This window comes from Massilia sp. (assembly GCF_046293535.1).
GTDB lineage: Bacteria > Pseudomonadota > Gammaproteobacteria > Burkholderiales > Burkholderiaceae_D > Telluria.
On record NZ_JBKBOV010000012.1, the window covers coordinates 23,381 to 42,967 of the forward strand.

Annotated in this window: 20 protein-coding genes; 13 read left to right on the forward strand and 7 right to left on the reverse strand. The window is 65.6% G+C overall.

Annotated elements, in window-relative coordinates; genetic code table 11:
* Positions 1-50: 50 nt before the first annotated feature.
* The 5 genes from motA to flhD form a co-directional block, all read right to left on the reverse strand.
* Positions 51-905 (reverse strand): flagellar motor stator protein MotA, encoded by an 855-nt coding sequence (gene motA / locus ACK4S9_RS09080; protein ID WP_409724456.1) that lies wholly within the window; start codon positions 903-905, stop codon positions 51-53.
* Between the two features lie 137 nt (positions 906-1,042).
* Positions 1,043-1,786, reverse strand: coding sequence for a class I SAM-dependent methyltransferase (locus ACK4S9_RS09085; RefSeq protein ID WP_409724459.1), 744 nt, complete (start codon positions 1,784-1,786; stop codon positions 1,043-1,045).
* Positions 1,783-1,911 carry a hypothetical protein gene (locus ACK4S9_RS09090; RefSeq protein WP_409724462.1) on the reverse strand — a complete coding sequence of 43 codons (129 nt, stop codon included), beginning with the start codon at positions 1,909-1,911 and terminating at the stop codon, positions 1,783-1,785. Before ACK4S9_RS09090 ends, ACK4S9_RS09085 begins: the two co-directional genes overlap by 4 nt.
* Positions 1,911-2,477, reverse strand: coding sequence for a flagellar transcriptional regulator FlhC (flhC, locus tag ACK4S9_RS09095; RefSeq protein ID WP_292045335.1), 567 nt, complete (start codon positions 2,475-2,477; stop codon positions 1,911-1,913). Before flhC ends, ACK4S9_RS09090 begins: the two co-directional genes overlap by 1 nt.
* Positions 2,478-2,536: 59 nt before the next feature.
* A complete protein-coding gene (flhD, locus tag ACK4S9_RS09100) occupies positions 2,537-2,854 on the reverse strand; it encodes a flagellar transcriptional regulator FlhD (RefSeq protein WP_027863769.1) in 318 nt (105 codons plus the stop codon).
* A 581-nt stretch (positions 2,855-3,435) separates the two neighbouring features.
* Here flhD and kynB point away from each other — a divergent pair.
* The 6 genes from kynB (at position 3,436) to ACK4S9_RS09130 (ending at position 8,528) form a co-directional block, all read left to right on the forward strand.
* Positions 3,436-4,086 (forward strand): arylformamidase, encoded by a 651-nt coding sequence (gene kynB, locus ACK4S9_RS09105; protein ID WP_409724466.1) that lies wholly within the window; start codon positions 3,436-3,438, stop codon positions 4,084-4,086.
* Positions 4,083-5,339 carry a kynureninase gene (gene kynU / locus ACK4S9_RS09110; protein WP_409724469.1) on the forward strand — a complete coding sequence of 419 codons (1,257 nt, stop codon included), beginning with the start codon at positions 4,083-4,085 and terminating at the stop codon, positions 5,337-5,339. Before kynB ends, kynU begins: the two co-directional genes overlap by 4 nt.
* A gap of 16 nt (positions 5,340-5,355) precedes the next feature.
* Positions 5,356-6,201, forward strand: a complete 846-nt coding sequence (gene kynA, locus ACK4S9_RS09115; protein ID WP_409724472.1) for a tryptophan 2,3-dioxygenase — start codon at positions 5,356-5,358, stop codon at positions 6,199-6,201.
* Positions 6,202-6,256: 55 nt separating this feature from the next.
* The gene (locus ACK4S9_RS09120; RefSeq protein ID WP_409724475.1) at positions 6,257-7,378 is read left to right on the forward strand and encodes an acyltransferase family protein; all 1,122 of its coding nucleotides are present in this window, start codon (positions 6,257-6,259) and stop codon (positions 7,376-7,378) included.
* A 74-nt stretch (positions 7,379-7,452) separates the two neighbouring features.
* Positions 7,453-8,004 carry an RBBP9/YdeN family alpha/beta hydrolase gene (locus tag ACK4S9_RS09125; RefSeq protein ID WP_409724477.1) on the forward strand — a complete coding sequence of 184 codons (552 nt, stop codon included), beginning with the start codon at positions 7,453-7,455 and terminating at the stop codon, positions 8,002-8,004.
* Positions 8,001-8,528, forward strand: coding sequence for a GNAT family N-acetyltransferase (locus ACK4S9_RS09130; protein ID WP_409724479.1), 528 nt, complete (start codon positions 8,001-8,003; stop codon positions 8,526-8,528). The genes ACK4S9_RS09125 and ACK4S9_RS09130 overlap by 4 nt, the downstream gene beginning before the upstream one ends.
* A 257-nt stretch (positions 8,529-8,785) precedes the next feature.
* On the opposite strand, the gene htpG is transcribed toward ACK4S9_RS09130, so the two are convergent.
* On the reverse strand, positions 8,786-10,705 hold the full coding sequence (gene htpG, locus ACK4S9_RS09135) for a molecular chaperone HtpG (RefSeq protein ID WP_409724482.1): 1,920 nt from the start codon (positions 10,703-10,705) through the stop codon (positions 8,786-8,788).
* Between the two features lie 139 nt (positions 10,706-10,844).
* Positions 10,845-11,690: a DUF1080 domain-containing protein gene (locus tag ACK4S9_RS09140; protein ID WP_409724485.1), complete on the reverse strand. Its 846-nt coding sequence runs from the start codon at positions 11,688-11,690 to the stop codon at positions 10,845-10,847.
* A gap of 265 nt (positions 11,691-11,955) precedes the next feature.
* On the opposite strand from ACK4S9_RS09140, the gene ACK4S9_RS09145 reads away from it, so the two are divergent.
* The 7 genes from ACK4S9_RS09145 to ACK4S9_RS09175 are packed head-to-tail and all read left to right on the forward strand — an operon-like array spanning position 11,956 to position 19,586.
* On the forward strand, positions 11,956-12,855 hold the full coding sequence (locus tag ACK4S9_RS09145) for an AraC family transcriptional regulator (protein ID WP_409724488.1): 900 nt from the start codon (positions 11,956-11,958) through the stop codon (positions 12,853-12,855).
* 35 nt (positions 12,856-12,890) lie between these two features.
* The gene (locus tag ACK4S9_RS09150; protein ID WP_409724491.1) at positions 12,891-13,493 is read left to right on the forward strand and encodes a gluconate 2-dehydrogenase subunit 3 family protein; all 603 of its coding nucleotides are present in this window, start codon (positions 12,891-12,893) and stop codon (positions 13,491-13,493) included.
* An 18-nt stretch (positions 13,494-13,511) separates the two neighbouring features.
* Positions 13,512-15,251: a GMC oxidoreductase gene (locus tag ACK4S9_RS09155; RefSeq protein ID WP_409724494.1), complete on the forward strand. Its 1,740-nt coding sequence runs from the start codon at positions 13,512-13,514 to the stop codon at positions 15,249-15,251.
* 16 nt (positions 15,252-15,267) lie between these two features.
* Positions 15,268-16,122: a sugar phosphate isomerase/epimerase family protein gene (locus tag ACK4S9_RS09160; protein WP_409724497.1), complete on the forward strand. Its 855-nt coding sequence runs from the start codon at positions 15,268-15,270 to the stop codon at positions 16,120-16,122.
* A complete protein-coding gene (locus tag ACK4S9_RS09165) occupies positions 16,119-17,618 on the forward strand; it encodes a sugar ABC transporter ATP-binding protein (protein WP_409724500.1) in 1,500 nt (499 codons plus the stop codon). Before ACK4S9_RS09160 ends, ACK4S9_RS09165 begins: the two co-directional genes overlap by 4 nt.
* A complete protein-coding gene (locus tag ACK4S9_RS09170) occupies positions 17,587-18,594 on the forward strand; it encodes an ABC transporter permease (RefSeq protein WP_409724503.1) in 1,008 nt (335 codons plus the stop codon). The genes ACK4S9_RS09165 and ACK4S9_RS09170 overlap by 32 nt, the downstream gene beginning before the upstream one ends.
* A gap of 29 nt (positions 18,595-18,623) precedes the next feature.
* Positions 18,624-19,586 (forward strand): substrate-binding domain-containing protein, encoded by a 963-nt coding sequence (locus ACK4S9_RS09175; RefSeq protein ID WP_409724505.1) that lies wholly within the window; start codon positions 18,624-18,626, stop codon positions 19,584-19,586.
* Position 19,587: the final 1 nt, after the last annotated feature.

Genomic DNA, 19,587 nt, shown 5'->3' on the forward strand with positions numbered 1-19,587 from the left:
ACATCCTTCGGTTGATCGGAAAACAGCACGGAATTCAGCAACATCGCGCCTTACTTCTTCTTCTTGATGTGCTCTTCGAGCTCGGCGAAGTTCGGGCGCTCGGTCGAGTACAGCACCTTGCGGCCGAATTCGACGGCGAGCGCCGGCGCATAGCCGTTCAGGCTCGCCAGCAGCGTGACCTTCACGCACTGGAACATCTTGGTCGATTCTTCCAGCTTCTGTTCCAGCACGCTGGCCAGGGGCGACACGAAGGCATAGGCCAGCAGGATGCCGAGGAAGGTGCCGACCAGCGCCTTGGCGATCAGGATGCCCAGCTCGGCCGGCGGCAGGCCCACCGACTCCATGGTGTGGACCACCCCCATCACCGCCGCCACGATGCCGAAAGCCGGCAGGCCGTCGCCGACCTTGGCGATCACGTGCGCCGGAATCGCGCCTTCGTGGTGGTGGGTCTCGATCTCGTTGTCCATCAGGTTTTCGATCTGCATCGCATCCATGTTGCCCGACACCATCAGGCGCAGGTAGTCGGTCATGAATTCGACGATGTGGTGGTCCGCCAGCACCGCCGGGTATTTCGAGAACAAGGGCGAAGCCTCCGGCGCCTCGATGTCGCCTTCGATCGACATCAGGCCTTCCTTGCGCACCTTGGAGAGCACGTCGAACTGCAGCGCCATCAACTCCATGTACATGTCCTTGGTGTACTGGGAGCCCTTGAGCACGGACGGCAGGGCCTTCATGGTGGCCTTGACCGACTTCATGGTATTACCGACGAAGAATGCGCCCAGCGCCGCGCCGCCGATCATCAAGAGTTCGATCGGCTGCCATAGCGAAGCCAGGTGGCCGCCGGCGAGGGCGAAGCCACCGAACACGCAGAGGCAGACGACGATGTAACCAAGAATGACTAACAAGGGAATTCCGCTCCAGAGATGCCGGGAATGGACCGTCCGGCAGAGTCAAATAATAGTGATTTCAGGCAAAGTTGACGCAGGGAACCACTCTAGCCGGAGAACGGTTCATCGGCAAGCAAAAAGGCCGGTTTTGTCGCCTAAAAGTGCCAGATATGCAGGGCTGGACCGCCCTCTGTGGGATAGACGATACGGTCGGGCGAACGCGCGTCGATGACGAATTCGTAACTGAGAAGCAGCGAACCGGGGCGCATTTCGCGCGCCGCCTTGCGCCACAGGGCGTCCATGGCGGCCGGCGACAGGTAGGCGAACACCAGGTCGAATTCGCCGAAATCGAGGACGCCGTAGTCGCCGCGGATGAAGCGGGCGCGGCTGCGCGACAGGCGCGCGCGCAAGCGGCTCACCAGCCAGGGCAGCGGCGCCAGCTCGATGCCGACGGCCTCGACGCCCGCCCCCCTGCGCGCCAGGTCCAGCACCAGGCCGCCCAGGCCGCTGCCGATGTCGATGACGCGCACCGGGCGTTTGCTTGGCAGCAGGCCGGCCACCGTTTCCCAGACGGGGCGGCCGGACGGATAGTACGGCACCTGGGTGCGGTAGGTGGACCAGTACAGCAGGAGCAGGAACAGGAAGACGGCAAGAAAGGCCAGTGGCGGGATCGCCAGTTGCAAGGCGCCGAACAGTGCGACCGGGAACAGCAACTGGATCGCGCGCCACCAGCTTGCCAGGCCGCGCCACCATGTCAGACCGGCGGCGGCCAGCCCCTGGATCACGGCCACGGAGAGGTAGGACATGGCGATGCCGGCAGTAGCCAGCAGCCAGGTGACGGCGAGCGTGAGGGGAAAAGCGGCAAGCTGTTGCAGCAGCGCCGCCACCGCGGGCTTCATGTAGGGTGGGCGGGTTTCCCGCCCACGCGGTGATAGCTGGCAGCGAGATCATGCGGCACGATGATCTCGCCGATATCGATCACCGCGTGGGCGGCGAAGCCGCCCACCCTACGAAACCCAATCATCACTTGTTTTGGCTGGCCGCAGCAGCGGCCGCGTCCTTTGCATCCTTGGCCTTGCGCGTCTTGCCGGCGCGCGAAGGCATGTGGCACAGGCCGCACAGGTAGCCGGCGTTCAGGTCGAGGGCGTTGACGACGAACTTGCCCTGGCATTTCTGGCACGGGGCCAGCACCAGCATGCCGCTCTGGAAGAAGCGCACCAGGGTCCAGGCGCGCGTCAGCGACAGCAGCGGCTCCTCGCCCGGTTCGGGCGGCATCTGCTCGAGGTAGAGCTGGTAGGCCTTCATCACCGCCTGGATGCCGCTGGCGCCGGCATGTTCGACCAGGAAGTGATGGATGTTGATGAACAGCGAGGAATGGATGTTGGGCTGCCAGGTCAGGAACCAGTCGGTCGAGAACGGCAACATGCCCTTGGGCGGAGAGACGCCCTTCAGTTCCTTGTACAGCTTGAGCAGGCGCTCGCGCGAGAGCGAGACTTCGGTTTCGAGCAACTGGAGGCGCGCCCCCAGGTTGATCAGTTCGATCGCAAGCTGGATTTCCTGCGCTTCCGATACGACACTCTTCTTGCTCATCCTTGCTCCCGCCCGTGTTGCTTGCCATGCGGCCCCGACGGGACCGCCTCAGCGGGATTTTATACGATCTCTTCAACAGGCTGGCCGGCCATCAGGATGGCGGCATGCGACTGGGCCAGGCTGCGCTCCTTGGTGTGGCTGGTGAGCATCGACAGGATGGCGGTGTCGTCGAAGCGGAAGCGGGCCAGCATCATGTTGCCGCTTGCCAGTTTCAGGATCTGGGCATTGCTCATGCCTTCGATCAGCTCGGCGATGTCGGCGGAGATGCCGAGACGGAAAATGGCGGTGACCTTGTCGGCGCGAATCATCTGCTGGGCCAGCATCAGGTAGCTCAGGTTAGCGTCGCGGATTTCAGCCATCATGTCGTTCATCGTCATTTTCTATCTCTCCGTATCCGTTGAATCGGCTACTTGTGTGTTGCCGTTGAGATAGATTCTGACCGTGAGGAAACTTTTTCGGTATTGGACGAACTCTGTATTTTTCGTCCGCGAAATGACGGCATGACCCGTAGGAGTTTGTCTGACAAACCCTCTTGGATCACTCTGGCGCCCCTATGAGAACGGGGCCGTTGGAGATGCGGAAAATCCGCCGAATTGTGCGCGCTCGACATTGCTTCTGTCGTGCGCTTGATACGGTTTACGTCAAGCTTTTGGAGAACTTTAGGGTTTGCACAAAATATTTTTGGATTTTTTGCTGCCCTTCTCCACACCATTAACGGCGCGCTCGGCGCGAACTTGAGGGTTTGCCGAAAATATTTTTGGAGACCCTTTGCCGCGCTTCTGGTATGGGTAACGGCAACGCTTTTAGGAACTTTAGGGTTCTTGAGAAAAATTTTAAAAAAATTTTTCTCGGCCCAAAAAGTTATCGCCCAGCCAACAAAGCCGGGCGCCTGCGCCTGGAACTTGCTACACTGCGAGCCTGGCAAAAGCTTCAAGCCTCAACCAATTCACAAGCGCTTATGGACTCTTCTTTACGCATCTGGGATATCAGTCCGGCGATATCGAACGGCATCCCGGTCTGGCCGGGCGACACCCCGTTCGAGGCCGCCCCGACCTGGGAAATCAAGGATGGCTGCCCGGTTCGTGTCAGCCGCATGACCATGACGACCCACCTCGGCGCCCATACCGACGCGCCCAGCCACTATGACCCGGCCGGCAAGTCCATCGATGAGGTCGACCTGCTGCCCTACATCGGCGCCTGCCGCGTGATCCACTGCACCGGCGTGAGCAAGGTCGAGCCGGGCCACCTCGAGGGCAAGCTCGACGGCGTTCCACCGCGCGTGCTGCTGCGTACCTACGCCAACGCGCCGCAGCAGGCCTGGGACCCGGCCTTCCCCGCCATCAGCCCGGCCGCGATCGCCCTGTTGGCGAGCCGCGGCGCGATCCTGGTCGGCACCGACGCCCCGTCGCTCGACCCGCAGGACTCGAAAACCCTGGACGCCCACCACGCGGTGCGCAGCAGCGGCATGGCGATCCTGGAAGGCATCGTGCTGGACGAGGTGCCCGAGGGTGACTACGAGCTGGTCGCCCTGCCCCTGAAATTCGCCGGCATGGACGCCAGCCCGGTGCGCGCCATCCTGCGCCAACTACCCGCCAAGGAAGCTGCATGAGTGCTGTCACGACACGCGAGGACTGCGTCGCCCGCGACGAACGCGACCCGCTGCGCGCCCTGCGCGCGCGCTTCGACCTGCCCGAAGGGACCATCTACCTCGACGGCAATTCGCTCGGCGCCCGCCCGAAAGCCGCCCTGGCGCGCGCCCAGGAGGTCGTGGCCCGCGAATGGGGCCAGGACCTGATCAAGAGCTGGAACACGGCCGGCTGGTTCGACCTGCCCAAGCGGCTCGGCGACCGCCTGGCGCCGCTGATCGGCGCAAACGAGGGCGAAGTCGTGGTCACCGACACCACCTCGCTCAACCTGTTCAAGGCGCTGGCCGCGGCGCTGCAACTGCAGGCTGAAGGAGCGGGGGCCGGGCGCCGCACCATCGTCACCGAGCGCAGCAACTTCCCGACCGATATCTACATGGCCGAGGGCCTGACCCGGTGGCTGGATCGTGGCTATCGCGTTCGCCTGGTCGACTCGGTGGACGAGATCGCGGCCGCGGTGGACGCCGATTGCGCGGTTATGATGCTCACCCACGTCAATTACCGCACCGGCTACCAGCACGACATGGCAGCCTTGAGCCGCCATGCGCACGCCGCCGGGGCGCTGGCGGTCTGGGACCTGGCCCACTCGGCCGGCGCGGTGCCGCTCGACCTGCATGCGGCCCAGGCCGACTTCGCGGTCGGCTGCACCTACAAATACCTGAACGGTGGTCCCGGCGCTCCCGCCTTCATCTGGGTGCCGCAGCGCCACCAGGCGGCGTTTGCCCATCCGCTCACGGGCTGGTGGAGCCATGCGCAACCCTTCGCCATGTCGCACGGCTTCGCGGCTTGCGAAGGCATCGGCCGGGCGCTGTGCGGCACCCAACCGGTCGTGTCGCTGGCGCTGGTCGAGTGCGGGCTGCAGGTGTTCGAGGAGACCACGATGGCGGCCATCCGCGAGAAATCGCTGGCCTTGACCGACCTGTTCATCGCGCTGGTCGAATCGACCTGCGCCGGCCATCCGCTCGGCCTGGTCACGCCGCGCGAGCACGCCCGGCGCGGCAGCCAGGTCAGCTTCACCCACCCGCATGGCTATGCGGTGATGCAGGCATTGATCGCGCGCGGCGTGATCGGCGACTACCGCGAGCCGGAGATCATGCGCTTCGGTTTCACCCCGCTCTACACCAGCTTCGCCGACGTCTGGGACGCGGTGGCGATCCTGAAGGACATCCTCGACCGCGAAGCCTACGATACCCGGGCCGAGCGCAGCGCAGTGACCTGAGGCCGACATGGACGACATGGACGACAAAGCTACACCCAAGCCGGCCGAATGGCACGGCGCCAAGCTCGACTTCAAGGAATCGATGAGCTACGGCGACTACCTGGGCCTGGACAGCATCCTGTCCGCCCAGCACCCCCTCTCGCCGAACCACAACGAGATGCTGTTCATCATCCAGCACCAGACCAGCGAGCTGTGGATCAAGCTGATGCTGCACGAACTGCAGGCGGTGCGCCGCCACATCAAGGAGGACAACCTGCCGCCGGCCTTCAAGATGCTGGCGCGGGTGGCGCGCATCATGGACCAGCTGGTGCACGCCTGGGACGTGCTGGCGACCATGACGCCGCCCGAGTACACCGCCATCCGTCCCTACCTGGGCGCCTCCTCGGGCTTCCAGTCCTTCCAGTACCGCGAGCTCGAATTCATCCTCGGGAACAAGAATGCGAACCTCCTGGCCGTACACGAGAAGTCGCCCGAGGCGCACGCCATCCTGGAACGCGAGCTGCACGCGCCGTCCGTCTACGACGAGGCGGTGATGCTGCTGGCGCGCCGCGGCCTGCCCATCGCCCCGCAGCGCCTGGCCGCCGACTGGACCCGGCCGACAGTGGGCGACGAGAGCGTCAAGGCGGCCTGGCTGCAGGTTTACCAGGATACCGAGCACCATTGGGCCCTGTACGAACTGGCCGAGAAGCTGGTCGACCTGGAGACCGCCTTTCGCTTCTGGCGCTTCCGCCACGTGAGCACGGTCGAGCGCATCATCGGCTTCAAGACCGGCACCGGCGGCACCTCGGGCGCCAGTTACCTGCGCAAGATGCTGGACGTGGTGCTGTTCCCGGAACTGTTCGCCCTGCGCACGGCACTCTGAGTTGCAGGACGCCAAGCGGTGTATGATCGCCTTGTTCCCATGACATGAGGAAACAATGCAGTCCGCGCCGCCTGCCCTCGCGCAGCCCTTTTCCGTCTACCTCGACCTGACCCGCCTGCTCGCAACGCTCATGGTGGTGCTCGCCCACGTCGAGTACTTCGGCGCCATCCCGAAAGGGGCCTGGGGCCTGGTGCCGACCGTGGGACGCGAGGCGGTGATCGTGTTCTTCGTGCTGTCCGGCCTCGTGATCGCCTCGACGGTAGCGCAGCAGCGCCCGTCCGCGCGCGAATACGCGGTGGCGCGCCTGTCGCGCCTGTATTCGGTGGCGCTGCCCGTCCTGCTGCTGGGGCTGGCGTGCGCCCTGGCCGTGCGCGCCTTCACCGATGTGCTTCCGCCGCACGGCTACGTGCTCGACAAGTTGTACGTGTACCTGCCGTTTCACCTGCTCTTCCTTGGCCAGCACTGGAACCTGGCCGAAGTTCCGCCCTATATCGAACCCTACTGGTCGCTGAATTACGAAGCCTGGTACTACCTGCTGTTCGGCCTGGCCTGTTACCTGGACGGCCGGCGCCGCATCCTTCTGGTGGCGCTGGCGCTGGCCCTGATGGGCTACAAGCTGTGGCTGCTGCTGCCGGTATGGCTGGCCGGCGTCTGGCTGTGCCGGCGCAGCCGGGGCCCCTGGCTCGGCGTGCGGGCGGCACGGGCCGGATGGCTGGCCAGCCTGGCGCTGCTGGGCGCCTGGGTGGTCCTGCGCCTGGAAGATCCGCTGCGCATGGCCGCCATCGCCTGGTGGCCCTTCCCCGAACTGCCCCTGGGCAGCGCCGACCGCTTCCTCGGCGACTACGTGGTGTGCGCCATCGTGCTGCTCAATTTCGCCTGCGCCCGCGATGCCGGCTTCACGGCCCTCGAGCGCGTCGCGCCGGCGGTGCGGCTGCTGGCCTCGTACACCTTCACCCTCTACCTGGCGCACGCGATCGTCATCGGACTGTGGCTGGCGCTCTATCCGCACGCGCCTGACTCCGGCGCCGACCTGCTGGGGCTCGGCGCCGCGATCGTGGCGAGCACCTATGCCCTGGGCACGCTCACCGAACACCGCCGCCACGTATTCCGGGGCCTGTTCGCGTGGCTGCTGGCGCCGCGCGGGTTCATGGCCCCGGCCGGGAAATCCGGGGCCTGAATCCGGAGCTCGCCACCGGCCCGGCGCTTTCGACGTACAATCGCCGTTCATCTTTTCCCAACGGCGGAGGCGCGATGAAGTGCGACGTACTGATCCTGGCAGGCCTGTGGAACTCCGGCCCCGAGCATTGGCAGAGCCAGTGGCAGGAGCGCTATCCCGCCTGGACCAAGGCCCAGCACCGCGACTGGAACTGCCCGGAGCGCGACGAATGGGTGGCCGAACTGGACGCCGCCATCGGCGCCTGCCGCGGCGCCCCGATCCTGGTCGCGCACAGCCTCGGCTGCATGCTGGCGGCGCACTGGGCCGCCAGCCGTTCGCCCCTGAAGGTGGCCGGCGCCTTCCTGGTGGCCCCGAGCGACGTCGAGGCGCCGAGCTACCCGGCGCCAAGCAACGGCTTCGCGCCGATCCCGCTCGCCCGCCTGCCCTTTCCGAGCATGGTGCTCGCGAGCAGCAACGATCCCTACGTCACCTTGACACGCGCCACCGCGTTTGCCCAGGCCTGGGGCAGCCGCCTGGTGCACATCGGCGCGGCCGGCCACGTGAACGCGGATTCCGGGCACGGCCCCTGGCCCGAGGGCGAGCGCCTGCTGCAGGAGTTCTGCGACCAGATCGGGCATACGACGTGACGATCCTCGCTACCGCGCGCCTGCGCCTGGAACCCGTCTGCCCCGCGCACTACGAGGGCCTGCGGGTGCTGAACGCCGACCCGGCGGTGCAGCGCTACATTGCGGGCTATCCTGAAACGCCCGAGGAAACCGCGGCCATGATCGCGCGCGTGCAGGGACGCTGGGAGCAGTTCGGCCATTCGTGGTGGAGTTTCATCGAGCAGGACACGGGAGAACTGGTCGGCGCCGGCTGCATCCAGCACCTGGGCCATGACCCGGCTAACGAACACGAAATCGGCTGGCGCCTGCTGCCCAGCCGCTGGGGCCGCGGCTACGCCACGGAAGCGGCGCGCCGCATGGCGGCCTTCGCCTTCGACGATCTTGATGCGCCCTCGCTGGCGGCGATCTGCCACCCGGAGAACGCGGATTCCGCGAAAGTGATGCGGCGCCTCGGGATGCGCTACCGGGGTGAAGAAACCTGTCACGCGCAAACCGTGGCGGTGTACGACATCGGCGCGGACGCCTTCGCAGCGCTTCGCACATGAACTGAAGCAGCAAACCCGTAGGGCGGGCGGCTCCACCCAGGCTGTCGCTCAGCCTTCGGCGCCTGCGCCGCCCACGCGTTCAACCCGATGTTGCGCACCACTGACGCGCTTCGATACGCGGCGTATCGACCGCGTGGGCGGCGCAACAGTCGCAAGCTGGGCCAATACTCGGGTCGAGCCGCCCACCCTACCAAAACCCGGACGCGTTAACGAAAAACCGGGGCGCATGGCCCCGGTCCGGTGTACAACTCAGATGATTACTTGGCGGTCGCCAGCAGCATCTCGTTCAGGCGCTTCACGAACGAGGCCGGATCGCTCAGGCTGCCGCCTTCGGCCAGCATGGCCTGGTCGAACAGGATGTGCGACCAGTCGGCGAAGCGCGGGCCGCTCGCGTCCTCGTACTTCAGGCGCGTCACCAAGGGGTGGTTCGGGTTGATCTCGAGGATGGGCTTCGATTCCGGCGCGTTCTGGCCGGCCGCCTTCAGCATGCGCAGCAGGTTACCCGACAGCTCGTTCTCGTCCGCCACCAGGCAGGCCGGCGAATCGGTCAGGCGGAAGGTCACGCGCACGTCCTTGGCCTTGTCGCCCAGGGCGCCCTTCATCTGCTCGACCAGTTCCTTGTAGCCGGCCTCGACCTCCTGGTGTTCTTTCTTCTCGGCCTCGTCTTCCAGGCCGCCCAGGTCGAGGCCGCCCTTGGCGACCGACACCAGCTCCTTGCCGTCGAATTCGCTCAGGAAGGACAGCATCCACTCGTCGACGCGGTCGGTCAGGAGCAGCACCTCGACGCCCTTCTTGCGGAAGATTTCCAGGTGCGGGCTGTTCTTCGCGGCGTTGTAGGTGTCGGCGGTGACGTAGTAGATCTTGTCCTGGCCTTCCTTCATGCGCTGGACGTAGTCGGCGAACGACACGTTCTGCGCGTCCGAATCGCCCGCGGTCGACGCGAAGCGCAGCAGCTTGGCGATGCGGTCCTTGTTGGCCGCGTCTTCCCCGATGCCTTCCTTGAGGACCTGGCCGAACTCCTTCCAGAAGGTGGCGTACTTGTCCTTGCCGGCCTGTTCTTCCGAGTTCGCCATTTCTTCCAGCATCCCCAGCACGCGCTTGGTCGAGCCTTCGCGGATCACCTTCACGTCGCGCGACTCCTGCAGGATCTCGCGCGAGACGTTCAGCGGCAGGTCCGCCGAGTCGATCACACCCTTGATGAAGCGCAGGTAGGTCGGCATCAACTGCTCGGCGTCGTCCATGATGAACACGCGCTTGACGTACAGCTTGATGCCGGCACGCTTGTTGCGGTCCCACAGGTCGAACGGAGCATGGCTCGGGACGTACAGCAGCTGGGTGTACTCGCTGCGGCCTTCCACGCGGTTGTGGGTGTAGGCCAGCGGATCCTGGAAGTCGTGCGAGACGTGCTTGTAGAACTCGTTGTACTGTTCTTCGGTGATGTCGCTCTTCGAGCGCGCCCATAGCGCGCTGGCCTGGTTCACGGTCTCGAATTCGTCCTTGAGGACGGTCTGCTTCTTCTCCTCGTCCCACTCTTCCTTCTGCATCACGATCGGCAGCGAGATGTGGTCCGAGTACTTGCGGATGATCGACTTCAGCTGCCAAGCGGAGAGCAGCCCTTCCTCGCCGGCGCGCAGGTGCAGGATCACGTCGGTGCCGCGGCCCGGCTTCTCGATCTGCTCGACGCTGTAGTCGCCCTCGCCGGTCGACTCCCAGCGCACGCCGTCCGAGGCAAAGGCGCCGGCGCGGCGGGTGTTGACGATGACGCGGTCGGCCACGATGAAGGCCGAGTAGAAGCCGACGCCGAACTGGCCGATCAGGGCCGCGTCCTGCTGCTGGTCGCCCGACAGCTTGCTGAAGAATTCCTTGGTGCCGGACTTGGCGATGGTGCCCAGGTGCGAGATGACTTCGTCACGGTTCATGCCGATGCCGTTGTCCGAAATCGTGATGGTGCGCGCGTCCTTGTCGAAGCTGACCTTGATTTTCAGTTCGTGGTCGTTGCCGTACAGGGCGTCGTTGTTGATGGCCTCGAAGCGCAGCTTGTCGGCCGCGTCGGATGCGTTCGAGATCAGTTCGCGCAGGAAGATTTCCTTGTTCGAGTACAAGGAGTGAATCATGAGCTGCAACAGCTGTTTTACTTCTGCCTGGAAGCCAAGGGTTTCTTTTTCGGCAACTGCCATCTTGTTCCTCGTGGTGAGTCAGGTTAAGGGTTAAACATAAACGGATTGCAGCCATATAAGGACGTCCATGCCGATTTCAAGGCCCGTCCATTCATGCTGGCAACATTGTAATTATTTTAACCCATCCGTACGCGCTGGTTCAGGGCGTCGCGGCGGCCAGCGGCCTGACCTGGATAGTGCGGTAGAAGACCTCCGCCCCTTCCGACTGCAGCGAGAACTTCCCGCGCGTATGCGGCACCATGCGGCCGCCGACCTGCTGGCGCGGATTCTCGGCGCGCAGCACCTCGCGTCCGTTGACGACGTGGATCAGGGTCTTGCCGTCGGCGATCACTTCCAGCGTGTTCCATTCGCCGCTCGGCTTCTCAAAGTTGCCCTTCTTGAGGATGCGCGACGTCAAGCCGGTGCGCAGCGGCAGCGACGGGTCGTAGCGGTAGAACTTCCAGTCGCCCTCGTTGGCGTCGCCCACGTGCGCATCGACCGTCACGCCGTCCAGGCTGTGGTAGTCGCCGGTATCGCCTTCCTGGATCTGGGCTTCGTGGCTGCGCATCCAGTGCCCGCTCTCGGCCCCTTCCGGACCGACCGCGTAGTACAGCAGCCCGCTGTCGCGCGGCAGGTCGAGGCGCGGCGCCCACTTCTTGCTGCCCCACTTGAATTCGAGCTTGAGGTGGAAATTCTCGTACTCGCCGACCGTGCTGAGCGCGCCCCACTCCTCGCCCGAGATGCGCAGCATGCCGTCGACCACCGAGAACACCTTGCGCGGATCCGTGTTCAGGCCGCGGATCGAGGTCGGCGCCTTCATGTTCGGAGAGGTCGGCTGCATGCTGACCCAGGTCGTCCAGCCTGTCAGGTCGCGGCCGTTGAACAGCGAGGTCCATCCGGCCTCGGCCGCCTGCAAGGGCGCACACAGGGACAGTGCGGCCGCCGCGAGGCCAAGGCGGCCGCTCCAGCGGACAAGGGCGCTGCGGGTCGGGGAATGACAGCTCATCGGGGTCTCCTTCTCTTATAAATATGCGCCTGGCTTGGCAAGCCGCGGCGGCGCCGCGGGCGGCCCGTCGGTACGGGCGAAGCGAATCTAGCACGGCCCTTGGTGGTAGCGCTACCACAAACAGCCATCTTGCCGAATTCGTTATAAATTTTTCCGATTTATTGACACTCTTAAACAATTCAGAATGCTAGTATTTGTTCCATAAGCAGCCGGGCACGCTAGCAGTGTTAGCGCGCACATGGCCAGACAAAACGGAGACAGCAGGATGAGCACGATCGTGGTCGGCATGGGCATGGTGATTGCCATGGGCTCGGGCGGCGAGCACCAGGAGCGCAGGCAGATTCGCCGCGCAGGACGCGCGTCCTGCGCCGCCGCGCCCAGCGCGGGTGCGGCGCGGGAAGAATGCGCCGGTTTCTTCGCCGCGCACGGCATCTCGACCCCGAGCGCCCTGTTCGACACGCTCTCCGACACCTATTACTTCGCCAAGAACAGGGCCGGCCAGTTCGTCTGGGGCAACCGCCTGCTGCAGGAGCAGCATGCGCTGGCGGGCGTGAACGACATCCTCGGCAAGACCGACCACGACTTCTTCCGGCGCGACATCGCCGACCGCATCCGCGCCGACGACCTGGCGGTGATGGAGACCGGCGTCACGGTCAAGAACAAGCTGGAAGTGATCGACGGTGGCAACGGCGAACTGACCTGGCTGTTCACCACCAAGGCGCCGATCCGCAACCGCGATGGGGCGATCGTCGGCATCGAGGGATTTTCGCGCGACGCCCGCCGTTCCCAGGACACGATCGCCCCCTTCCACGAATTCAAGGCCTGCATCGAGTACGTGCAGGAACACCTGACCGATAACATCAGCATCGACCACCTGGCCAAGCTGTCCTGCATGTCCTTGTCGACCTTCGAGCGCAAGTTCAAGGAACACTTCTCGCTCACGCCCAAGCAGTACGTGCTGCACATGAAGGTCCATGAAGCCTGCCGCCTGCTCCCCGGCGCCAGCAGCATCGCCCGGGTGGCGCTGGCGACCGGCTTCGGCGGCCAGAGCTACTTCACCAAACAGTTCCGCAGCATCGTCGGGATCACGCCCAAGCAGTACCAACTGGCGCTGGCGGCCGGACGGGCCGGGACCGCACGCCAGGCGGCCACGCCCGGCGCCTGAGCCCATCCATGTTCTTTACCCATCGAGAGGAAACCATGCCCCAACCCCTGGAAAGCGCCGTCCAGGCCAGGCGCTCGGCCCTGCTGCGCCTGGGCGCCCTGTGCGGACTGGCCGGAGCGCCTGGCCTGGCTTCGAGCGCCCAACTGCTGGGCGCCGTGGCGGCGGCCAACAGCGGCGGCGCCTACGAACCGGTGCTGCTCACGCGCGACGAACTGCAGCTGACCGCTGTGCTGGCCGAACTGATCATCCCCAAGACCGACACCCCGGGAGCGCTGGCCGTCGGCGCGCATCGCACCATCGACCACCTGCTCAAGGCATGCGCGCTGGCACCCGAGCAGGCGCGCTTCAAGGCCGGCCTGGCGCGCATCGAGGCGGTGGCGCTGGCAGAGGGCGGCAAGCGTTTCAAGGCCCTGGCGGCGGCGCGCCAGGTGGCGCTGCTGCAGGCGCTCGACGCCGGCCGCGCGCCCTTCGCGGCCGAGGACCAGGGCTTCTTCCGCCAGTTGAAGGGCTATGTGGCGTTTGCCTACTACACCTCGGAAGCGGGCGCCACGCGCGAACTCGCCTACCTGCCGATTCCCGGCGGCTTCCAGGGCAACTACAAGCTCACCCGCTCCAGCCGCGGCTGGGCGATCCAGTAAACACCCGACACAGGCACCATGGAACCCGTCTCCTCCTTCTATATCAAAAGCAGCCCGGAACAATTCGACGCGATCGTCGTCGGCTCGGGCATCACCGGCGGCTGGGCCGCCAAGGAACTGACCGAACGCGGACTCACCACCCTGATGGTCGAACGCGGCCGGCCGGTCGAGCATGGCATCGACTACATCGGCGAGAACAAGGATCCGTGGACCATGCCCAACCGCGGCAAGGTCGACGCCCTAGTCGCGGACGAGCAGTATCCGGTCCAGCGCCAGTGCTACGCCTTCGACGAGCACACCAAGCAGTTCTTCAACAACGACCGCGACATGCCGTATTCGACGCCGAACGGCCGCCCGTTCAGCTGGATCCGCGGCAACCAGCTGGGCGGCAAGTCGCTGATGTGGGCGCGCCAGTCCTACCGCTGGAGCGACCTGGACTTCGGCGCCAACCTGAAGGACGGCCACGGCACCGACTGGCCGATCCGCTACGCCGACCTGGCCCCCTGGTACAGCCACGTCGAGCGTTTCGTGGGCATCAGCGGCAGCAAGGAAGGCTTGGCGGTGCTGCCGGACGGCGAATTCCTGCCGCCCTTCGAGTTCAACACGGTCGAAGCGGCGCTGAAAAAGAAGTTCGACGCGATGTACGCGCCGGCGCGCATGATCATCGGCCGCACCGCGAACTTGAACCAAGCCAGCGACGAGCACCTGGCCCAGGGCCGCGCCCCCTGCCAGGCGCGCAGCCAGTGCCACCGCGGCTGTTCCTTCGGGGCCTACTTCTCGACCCAGAGCTCGACCCTGCCGGCGGCGCTCAAGACCGGCCGCCTGCGCATCGCCACCAACGTCATCGTGCACAGCGTGATCTACGACGCCAGGACCAACCGCGCCACCGGGGTGCGGGTGATCGACGCCGACACCATGGAGACGCGCGAATTCCACGCCAAGGTGGTCATCCTGTGCGCCTCGACCCTGGCCTCCACCGCGATCCTGCTGAACTCGACGTCAAACGCCTTCCCCACCGGCCTGGCCAACTCCTCGGGCGTGCTCGGCCACTACCTGATGGACCACCTGTGGGCCGCCGGCGCCAGCGGCCGGGTCGAAGGTTTCGAGAACGACTACTACCGCGGCCGCCGCCCTACGGCCCCCTACATCCCGCGTTTCCGCAACGTGGTCGACCAGCACCCGTCCTTTGTCCGCGGCTATGCGCTGGCGGGCGGCGCCGCGCGCGAGGGCTGGCAATCGGCCGCGTGGAAGCCCGGCTTCGGCAAGGACTTCAAGGCCATGCTGAGAAAACCCGGCCCCTGGCACTTCAGCCTGGGGGGGCAAGGTGAAATGCTGCCGCGCTTCGAGAACATGGTGAGCCTGCACCCGACCAAGAAGGACAAATGGGGCATCCCGCTGCTGCACATCGACATCACCCATGGCGAAAACGACCGCAAGATGCGCGAGGACATGGCCGATACCGCCGCCAACATCCTCGAGGACCTGGGCCTGAAGGACGTGAAGAAGCGCATGCTGACCGAAAGCGAGTACCCGCCGGGCCTGGCGATCCACGAGGTGGGCACGGCGCGCATGGGCCGCGACCCGAAGACCTCGGTGCTCAACGGCTTCAACCAGTCGCACGACGTGCCGAACCTGTTCGTCACCGACGGTTCCTCGCTGGCATCCAGCGCCTGGCAAAACCCCTCGCTGACCTTCATGGCGCTCACCGCGCGCGCCTGCGCCTATGCGGTGGACCAGCTGAAAGCCGGGAAAATCTGACAAGAACGGAGACAGAATGAACAAGCAAACCGTGTTGTACGCCGTGTTGGCCACTGCCCTCGGCGCCGCTTCCCACACCGTGGCCGCCGAAGCCTCGCCGCGCATCGGCGTGCAGCTGTGGTCCGTCAAGGACGAGATCAAGCAGGACTTCGAGGGCACGCTCACGAAAATCGCCAAGCTCGGCTTCCAGGGCGTGGAGTTCGCCGGCGAATTCGGTCCCTACAAGTCGAACCCGGCCGGCCTGAAAGCCTTCCTGGACAAGAACAAGCTGCAGTGCGCCGGCGCCCACGTGGGCTTCGAGCAACTGGCCGACGCGCGCTTCGACGCCACCACCGCCTTCTACAAGACGCTCGGCTGCGCCAACCTGGTGATCCCGATGGATGCGCGCGGCGCCAGTGTCGAGGGCAGCGCCGCGATGAGCCGCGAACTCAGTGCCCTGTCCAGCAAGCTGGCGCCCAAGGGCATGCGCATCGGCTACCACAACCACGCCCAGGAAATGGCGGGTGAGGTCGGCAGCACGCCCTGGGACGTCATCGCCCGCAACACGCCGCAAGCGTCGATCCTGCAGCAGGACGTGGGCTGGACCACGCATGCCGGCAAGGACCCGGTGGCCTACGTCTACAAGTACCCGGGCCGCACCGTGAGCACCCACTACAAGGCCAAGTTCGCGCCAGGAACGACCGGCACGCCGATCATCGGCCAGGACAGGACCGACTGGGCGGGCCTGACGCGCGCCCTGCGCCAGGCCGGGGCGACCCAATGGATCATCGTCGAGCAGGAGGAATACCCGAACGGCATGGGCCAGCTCGAGACGGTGGCCGCCTCCCTGAAAGGATTGAAGGCCGTGCTCGCGAAGATGCCGGCCAAATGAGCCTGTCCGTCCGATTCAGCCACATCGTCAAGGAATTCGGGCCTGTGCGCGTGCTGCACGGGGTCGACTTCGCGCTGGAGCCGGGGCGCGTAGTGGGCCTGCTGGGGGAAAACGGCGCCGGTAAATCGACCCTGATGAAGATCCTGGCCGGCTACGAGCGCGCGACCAGCGGCCAGCTCCTGATCGACGGCGCCGAGCGCCAGTTCGCCAATGCGCGCGAGGCCGAGGCGCTGGGCATCACCCTGATCCACCAGGAATTCAACCTGGCCGAGCACCTGACGATCGCCCAGAACATCTTTCTCGGCCACGAGAAAACGCGCAGCGGCCTGCTCGATCGCCGCGCCATGACGAGCGAAGCGGCAGCCTACCTGGAACAGGTCGGGCTGGAACGCGACCCGGGCACCCGCGTGTCCGAGCTGATCGTCGCCGAAAAGCAGCTGGTCGAGATCGCCAAAGCCCTGTCGCGCAAGGCGCGCCTCCTGATCATGGACGAGCCCACCGCCAGCCTGTCGGCCGGCGAGACGAAAAAACTCTTCGCCCTGATGGCGCGACTGAAGGAGGAAGGCGTCACCATCGTCTACATCTCCCACAAGCTCGACGAGATGGAAGCGCACACCGACGAAGTGGTCGTCATGCGCGACGGGAAGTTCGTCACGCGCGCCACCACAAGCGACGTGAACCGCCGGCAGATGGCCAACCTGATGGTCGGACGCGACGTCTCGGACATGTTCCCGCCCAAGCAGCCCGCCCCGCCGGAGGCACCGGTACTGCTGCGGGTATCGAACCTGGCGGTCCCGGGCTGGGTACAGAACTTGGACTTCGAGGTGCGCGCCGGCGAGATCCTGGGCTTTGCCGGCCTGGTGGGCGCTGGCCGCACCGAAGCCTTCGAAGCCATCCTCGGCCTGCGTGAACGCCATAGCGGCAGCATCGAGATCGAGGGCCAGGCGGTCGACATCCGCAGCCCGCGCGAGGCCATGCGGCATGGCCTGACCTACCTGAGCGAAGACCGCAAGGGCAAGGGCCTGCACCTCGACCTGGGCCTGCGCGAAAACCTCACCATGATGACCTTGGAACGTGACGCCAGGCCCTGGGTCGACCTGAAGGCCGGCCGCGCCGCGCTCGAGCGGGCCATCACGGACTTCGGCATCCGCCTGCGCGATCCCGATTGCGTCGCCCGCTCGCTCTCGGGCGGCAACCAGCAGAAGCTGGCGCTGGCCAAGTACCTGCATTCGAACCCGCGCGTGATCGTGCTCGACGAGCCGACCCGCGGCGTGGACGTGGGCGCCAAGCGCGACATCTATGCGCTGGTGCACCGCCTTGCCGCCGAAGGGCGCGCCGTGATCGTCATCTCGTCCGAACTGATCGAGCTGATCGGCCTGTCGCACCGGGTCGCGGTGCTGCACGGCGGACGCCTGCAGGCCGTGCTCGGCCCCGACCAACTCAGTGAAGAGAACATCATTTCCCATGCAACCGACACCCAACACACCCGCCACTAGGCCCTCATTTCTGCCAGCCCTGCCGCGCCTGAAGGGCATGGGACCGGCGCTCGCCCTGATCCTGCTGTGCATCGCAGGCGGCCTGCTCAATCCCGATTTCGCCACCTTCGACAACCTGATGAACGTGCTGACCCGCACCGCCTTCATCGGCATCATCGCGGTCGGCATGACCTTCGTGGTCGTCTCCGGCGGCATCGACCTGTCGGTCGGCTCGATGGCGGCGCTGATCGCGGGCGTCATGATCGTGGCGATGAATGCGCTGGCAAGCGGCGCGAATCCGCCCGGCGCCGTCACCATCGTCCTGCTCGGCATCGGGCTGGCCCTCGCCTTCGGCGCGGTGTTCGGCATCCTGCACGGGTACCTGGTCGCACGCGGCCGCATCGAAGCCTTCATCGTCACGCTCGGCACCCTCGGCGTGTTCCGCGCCGTGCTGACCTGGCTGTCGGACGGCGGCGCATTGACGCTCGATTTCACCCTGTCGGAGGTCTACAGCCCGGTGTACTACCAGAGCGTATTGGGCGTGCCGATTCCGGTGTGGGTGTTCGCCCTGGTGGCCCTGCTGGGCGCCCTGATCCTGAACCGCACCGCCTACGGCCAGCACGTGCAGGCGATCGGTTCCAGCGAACAGGTGGCGCGCTATGCCGCGATCCGCGTCGACCGCGTCAAGGTGCTGACCTACCTGCTGCTGGGCGTGTGCGTGGCGATCGCCACCATCCTGTACGTGCCGCGCCTCGGCTCGGCCACGCCGACCACCGGCATCCTGTGGGAACTCGAGGCGATCGCCGCGGTGGTCGTGGGCGGCACCTCGCTGCGCGGCGGCTCGGGGCGCGTCATGGGCACCGTAATCGGCGCGATCCTGCTGTCCGTGATCGGCAACATCCTGAACCTCACCAGCATCATCAGCGTGCACCTGAACCCGGCCGTGCAGGGCGTGGTGATCATCGCCGTGGCTTATTTGCAGCGCGGCCGCCGCTGAACCGTTTATCCATTAACAAAGGAATCTTCATGCGTCCATCCAAACGACAATTCGGCAAACTGGCCGCGGCTTGCCTGCTGGTGCTCGGTACCGGCCAGGCTTTCGCCCTTGAAAAACTGACCATCGGCGTGGCGATTCCCACCGCCACCCATGGCTTCACCGGCGGCATCGTCTGGTGGGCCAACCGGGCCAAGCGCGAGCTGGAAGCGGCCAATCCCGGCTTGAAGATCATCGTCAAGACCGCCGGCAGCACGCCCGAGCAGGCCAACCAGGTGCAGGACCTGCTGGTGGTGAACAAGATGAACGCGCTGGTGATCCTGCCGCTGGAATCGGCCTCGCTGACCCAGCCGGTGGCCCAGGTCAAGAACAAGGGCGTCTACGTGACCGTGGTCGACCGCGGCCTGACCAACCCGGCGGCCCAGCATGCCTATGTCGCCGGAGACAACACGGCCTTCGGCAGGCTGCCGGCCGAGTACCTGGCCAAGCGCATGAACGGCAAGGGCAATATCGTGGTCCTGCGCGGCATGCCGAGCACCATCGACAACGAGCGCGTCAAGGCCTTCCAGGCCGAGATCGGGAAGCACCCGGGCATCAAGGTACTCGATGCCAAGTACGGCAACTGGAACCGCGACGACGCCTTCAAGGTCATGCAGGACTACCTGACCCGCTTCAAGCAGATCGACGCCGTGTGGGCCTCCGACGACGACATGGCGATTGGCGTCATCAAGGCCATCGAGCAGGCCAGGCGCAGCGACATCAAGGAAGTGTTCGGCGGCGCCGGCGCCAAGTTCGCGGTCAAGAAGGTCATGGACGGCGACAAGCTGGTGCAGGCGGACGTCTCCTACTCGCCCAAGTTCATCTACGACGCCATCAAGATGACCGCCAACGCGCGCCTGAAAGGCCAGGCACTGCCGAGCAGGACGATCATTCCGTCGGTCCTGATCACGCGCGAGAACGCCAAGCAGTTCTACTTCCCCGATTCGCCTTACTGAT

Excerpts from the sequence above, each read along its gene's own strand:
- ACK4S9_RS09120 (WP_409724475.1), top strand. The coding sequence starts at position 6,257 with ATGCAGTCCGCGCCGCCTGCCCTCGCGCAGCCCTTTTCCGTCTACCTC.
- ACK4S9_RS09140 (WP_409724485.1), bottom strand. The coding sequence starts at position 11,690 with ATGAGCTGTCATTCCCCGACCCGCAGCGCCCTTGTCCGCTGGAGCGGC.
- ACK4S9_RS09150 (WP_409724491.1), top strand. The coding sequence starts at position 12,891 with ATGCCCCAACCCCTGGAAAGCGCCGTCCAGGCCAGGCGCTCGGCCCTG.
- ACK4S9_RS09165 (WP_409724500.1), top strand. The coding sequence starts at position 16,119 with ATGAGCCTGTCCGTCCGATTCAGCCACATCGTCAAGGAATTCGGGCCT.
- ACK4S9_RS09085 (WP_409724459.1), bottom strand. The coding sequence starts at position 1,786 with ATGAAGCCCGCGGTGGCGGCGCTGCTGCAACAGCTTGCCGCTTTTCCC.
- kynU (WP_409724469.1), top strand. The coding sequence starts at position 4,083 with ATGAGTGCTGTCACGACACGCGAGGACTGCGTCGCCCGCGACGAACGC.
- flhD (WP_027863769.1), bottom strand. The coding sequence starts at position 2,854 with ATGACGATGAACGACATGATGGCTGAAATCCGCGACGCTAACCTGAGC.
- htpG (WP_409724482.1), bottom strand. The coding sequence starts at position 10,705 with ATGGCAGTTGCCGAAAAAGAAACCCTTGGCTTCCAGGCAGAAGTAAAA.
- kynB (WP_409724466.1), top strand. The coding sequence starts at position 3,436 with ATGGACTCTTCTTTACGCATCTGGGATATCAGTCCGGCGATATCGAAC.
- flhC (WP_292045335.1), bottom strand. The coding sequence starts at position 2,477 with ATGAGCAAGAAGAGTGTCGTATCGGAAGCGCAGGAAATCCAGCTTGCG.
- ACK4S9_RS09090 (WP_409724462.1), bottom strand. The coding sequence starts at position 1,911 with ATGATTGGGTTTCGTAGGGTGGGCGGCTTCGCCGCCCACGCGGTGATC.
- ACK4S9_RS09145 (WP_409724488.1), top strand. The coding sequence starts at position 11,956 with ATGAGCACGATCGTGGTCGGCATGGGCATGGTGATTGCCATGGGCTCG.
- ACK4S9_RS09175 (WP_409724505.1), top strand. The coding sequence starts at position 18,624 with ATGCGTCCATCCAAACGACAATTCGGCAAACTGGCCGCGGCTTGCCTG.
- ACK4S9_RS09170 (WP_409724503.1), top strand. The coding sequence starts at position 17,587 with ATGCAACCGACACCCAACACACCCGCCACTAGGCCCTCATTTCTGCCA.
- ACK4S9_RS09125 (WP_409724477.1), top strand. The coding sequence starts at position 7,453 with ATGAAGTGCGACGTACTGATCCTGGCAGGCCTGTGGAACTCCGGCCCC.
- ACK4S9_RS09155 (WP_409724494.1), top strand. The coding sequence starts at position 13,512 with ATGGAACCCGTCTCCTCCTTCTATATCAAAAGCAGCCCGGAACAATTC.
- ACK4S9_RS09160 (WP_409724497.1), top strand. The coding sequence starts at position 15,268 with ATGAACAAGCAAACCGTGTTGTACGCCGTGTTGGCCACTGCCCTCGGC.
- kynA (WP_409724472.1), top strand. The coding sequence starts at position 5,356 with ATGGACGACAAAGCTACACCCAAGCCGGCCGAATGGCACGGCGCCAAG.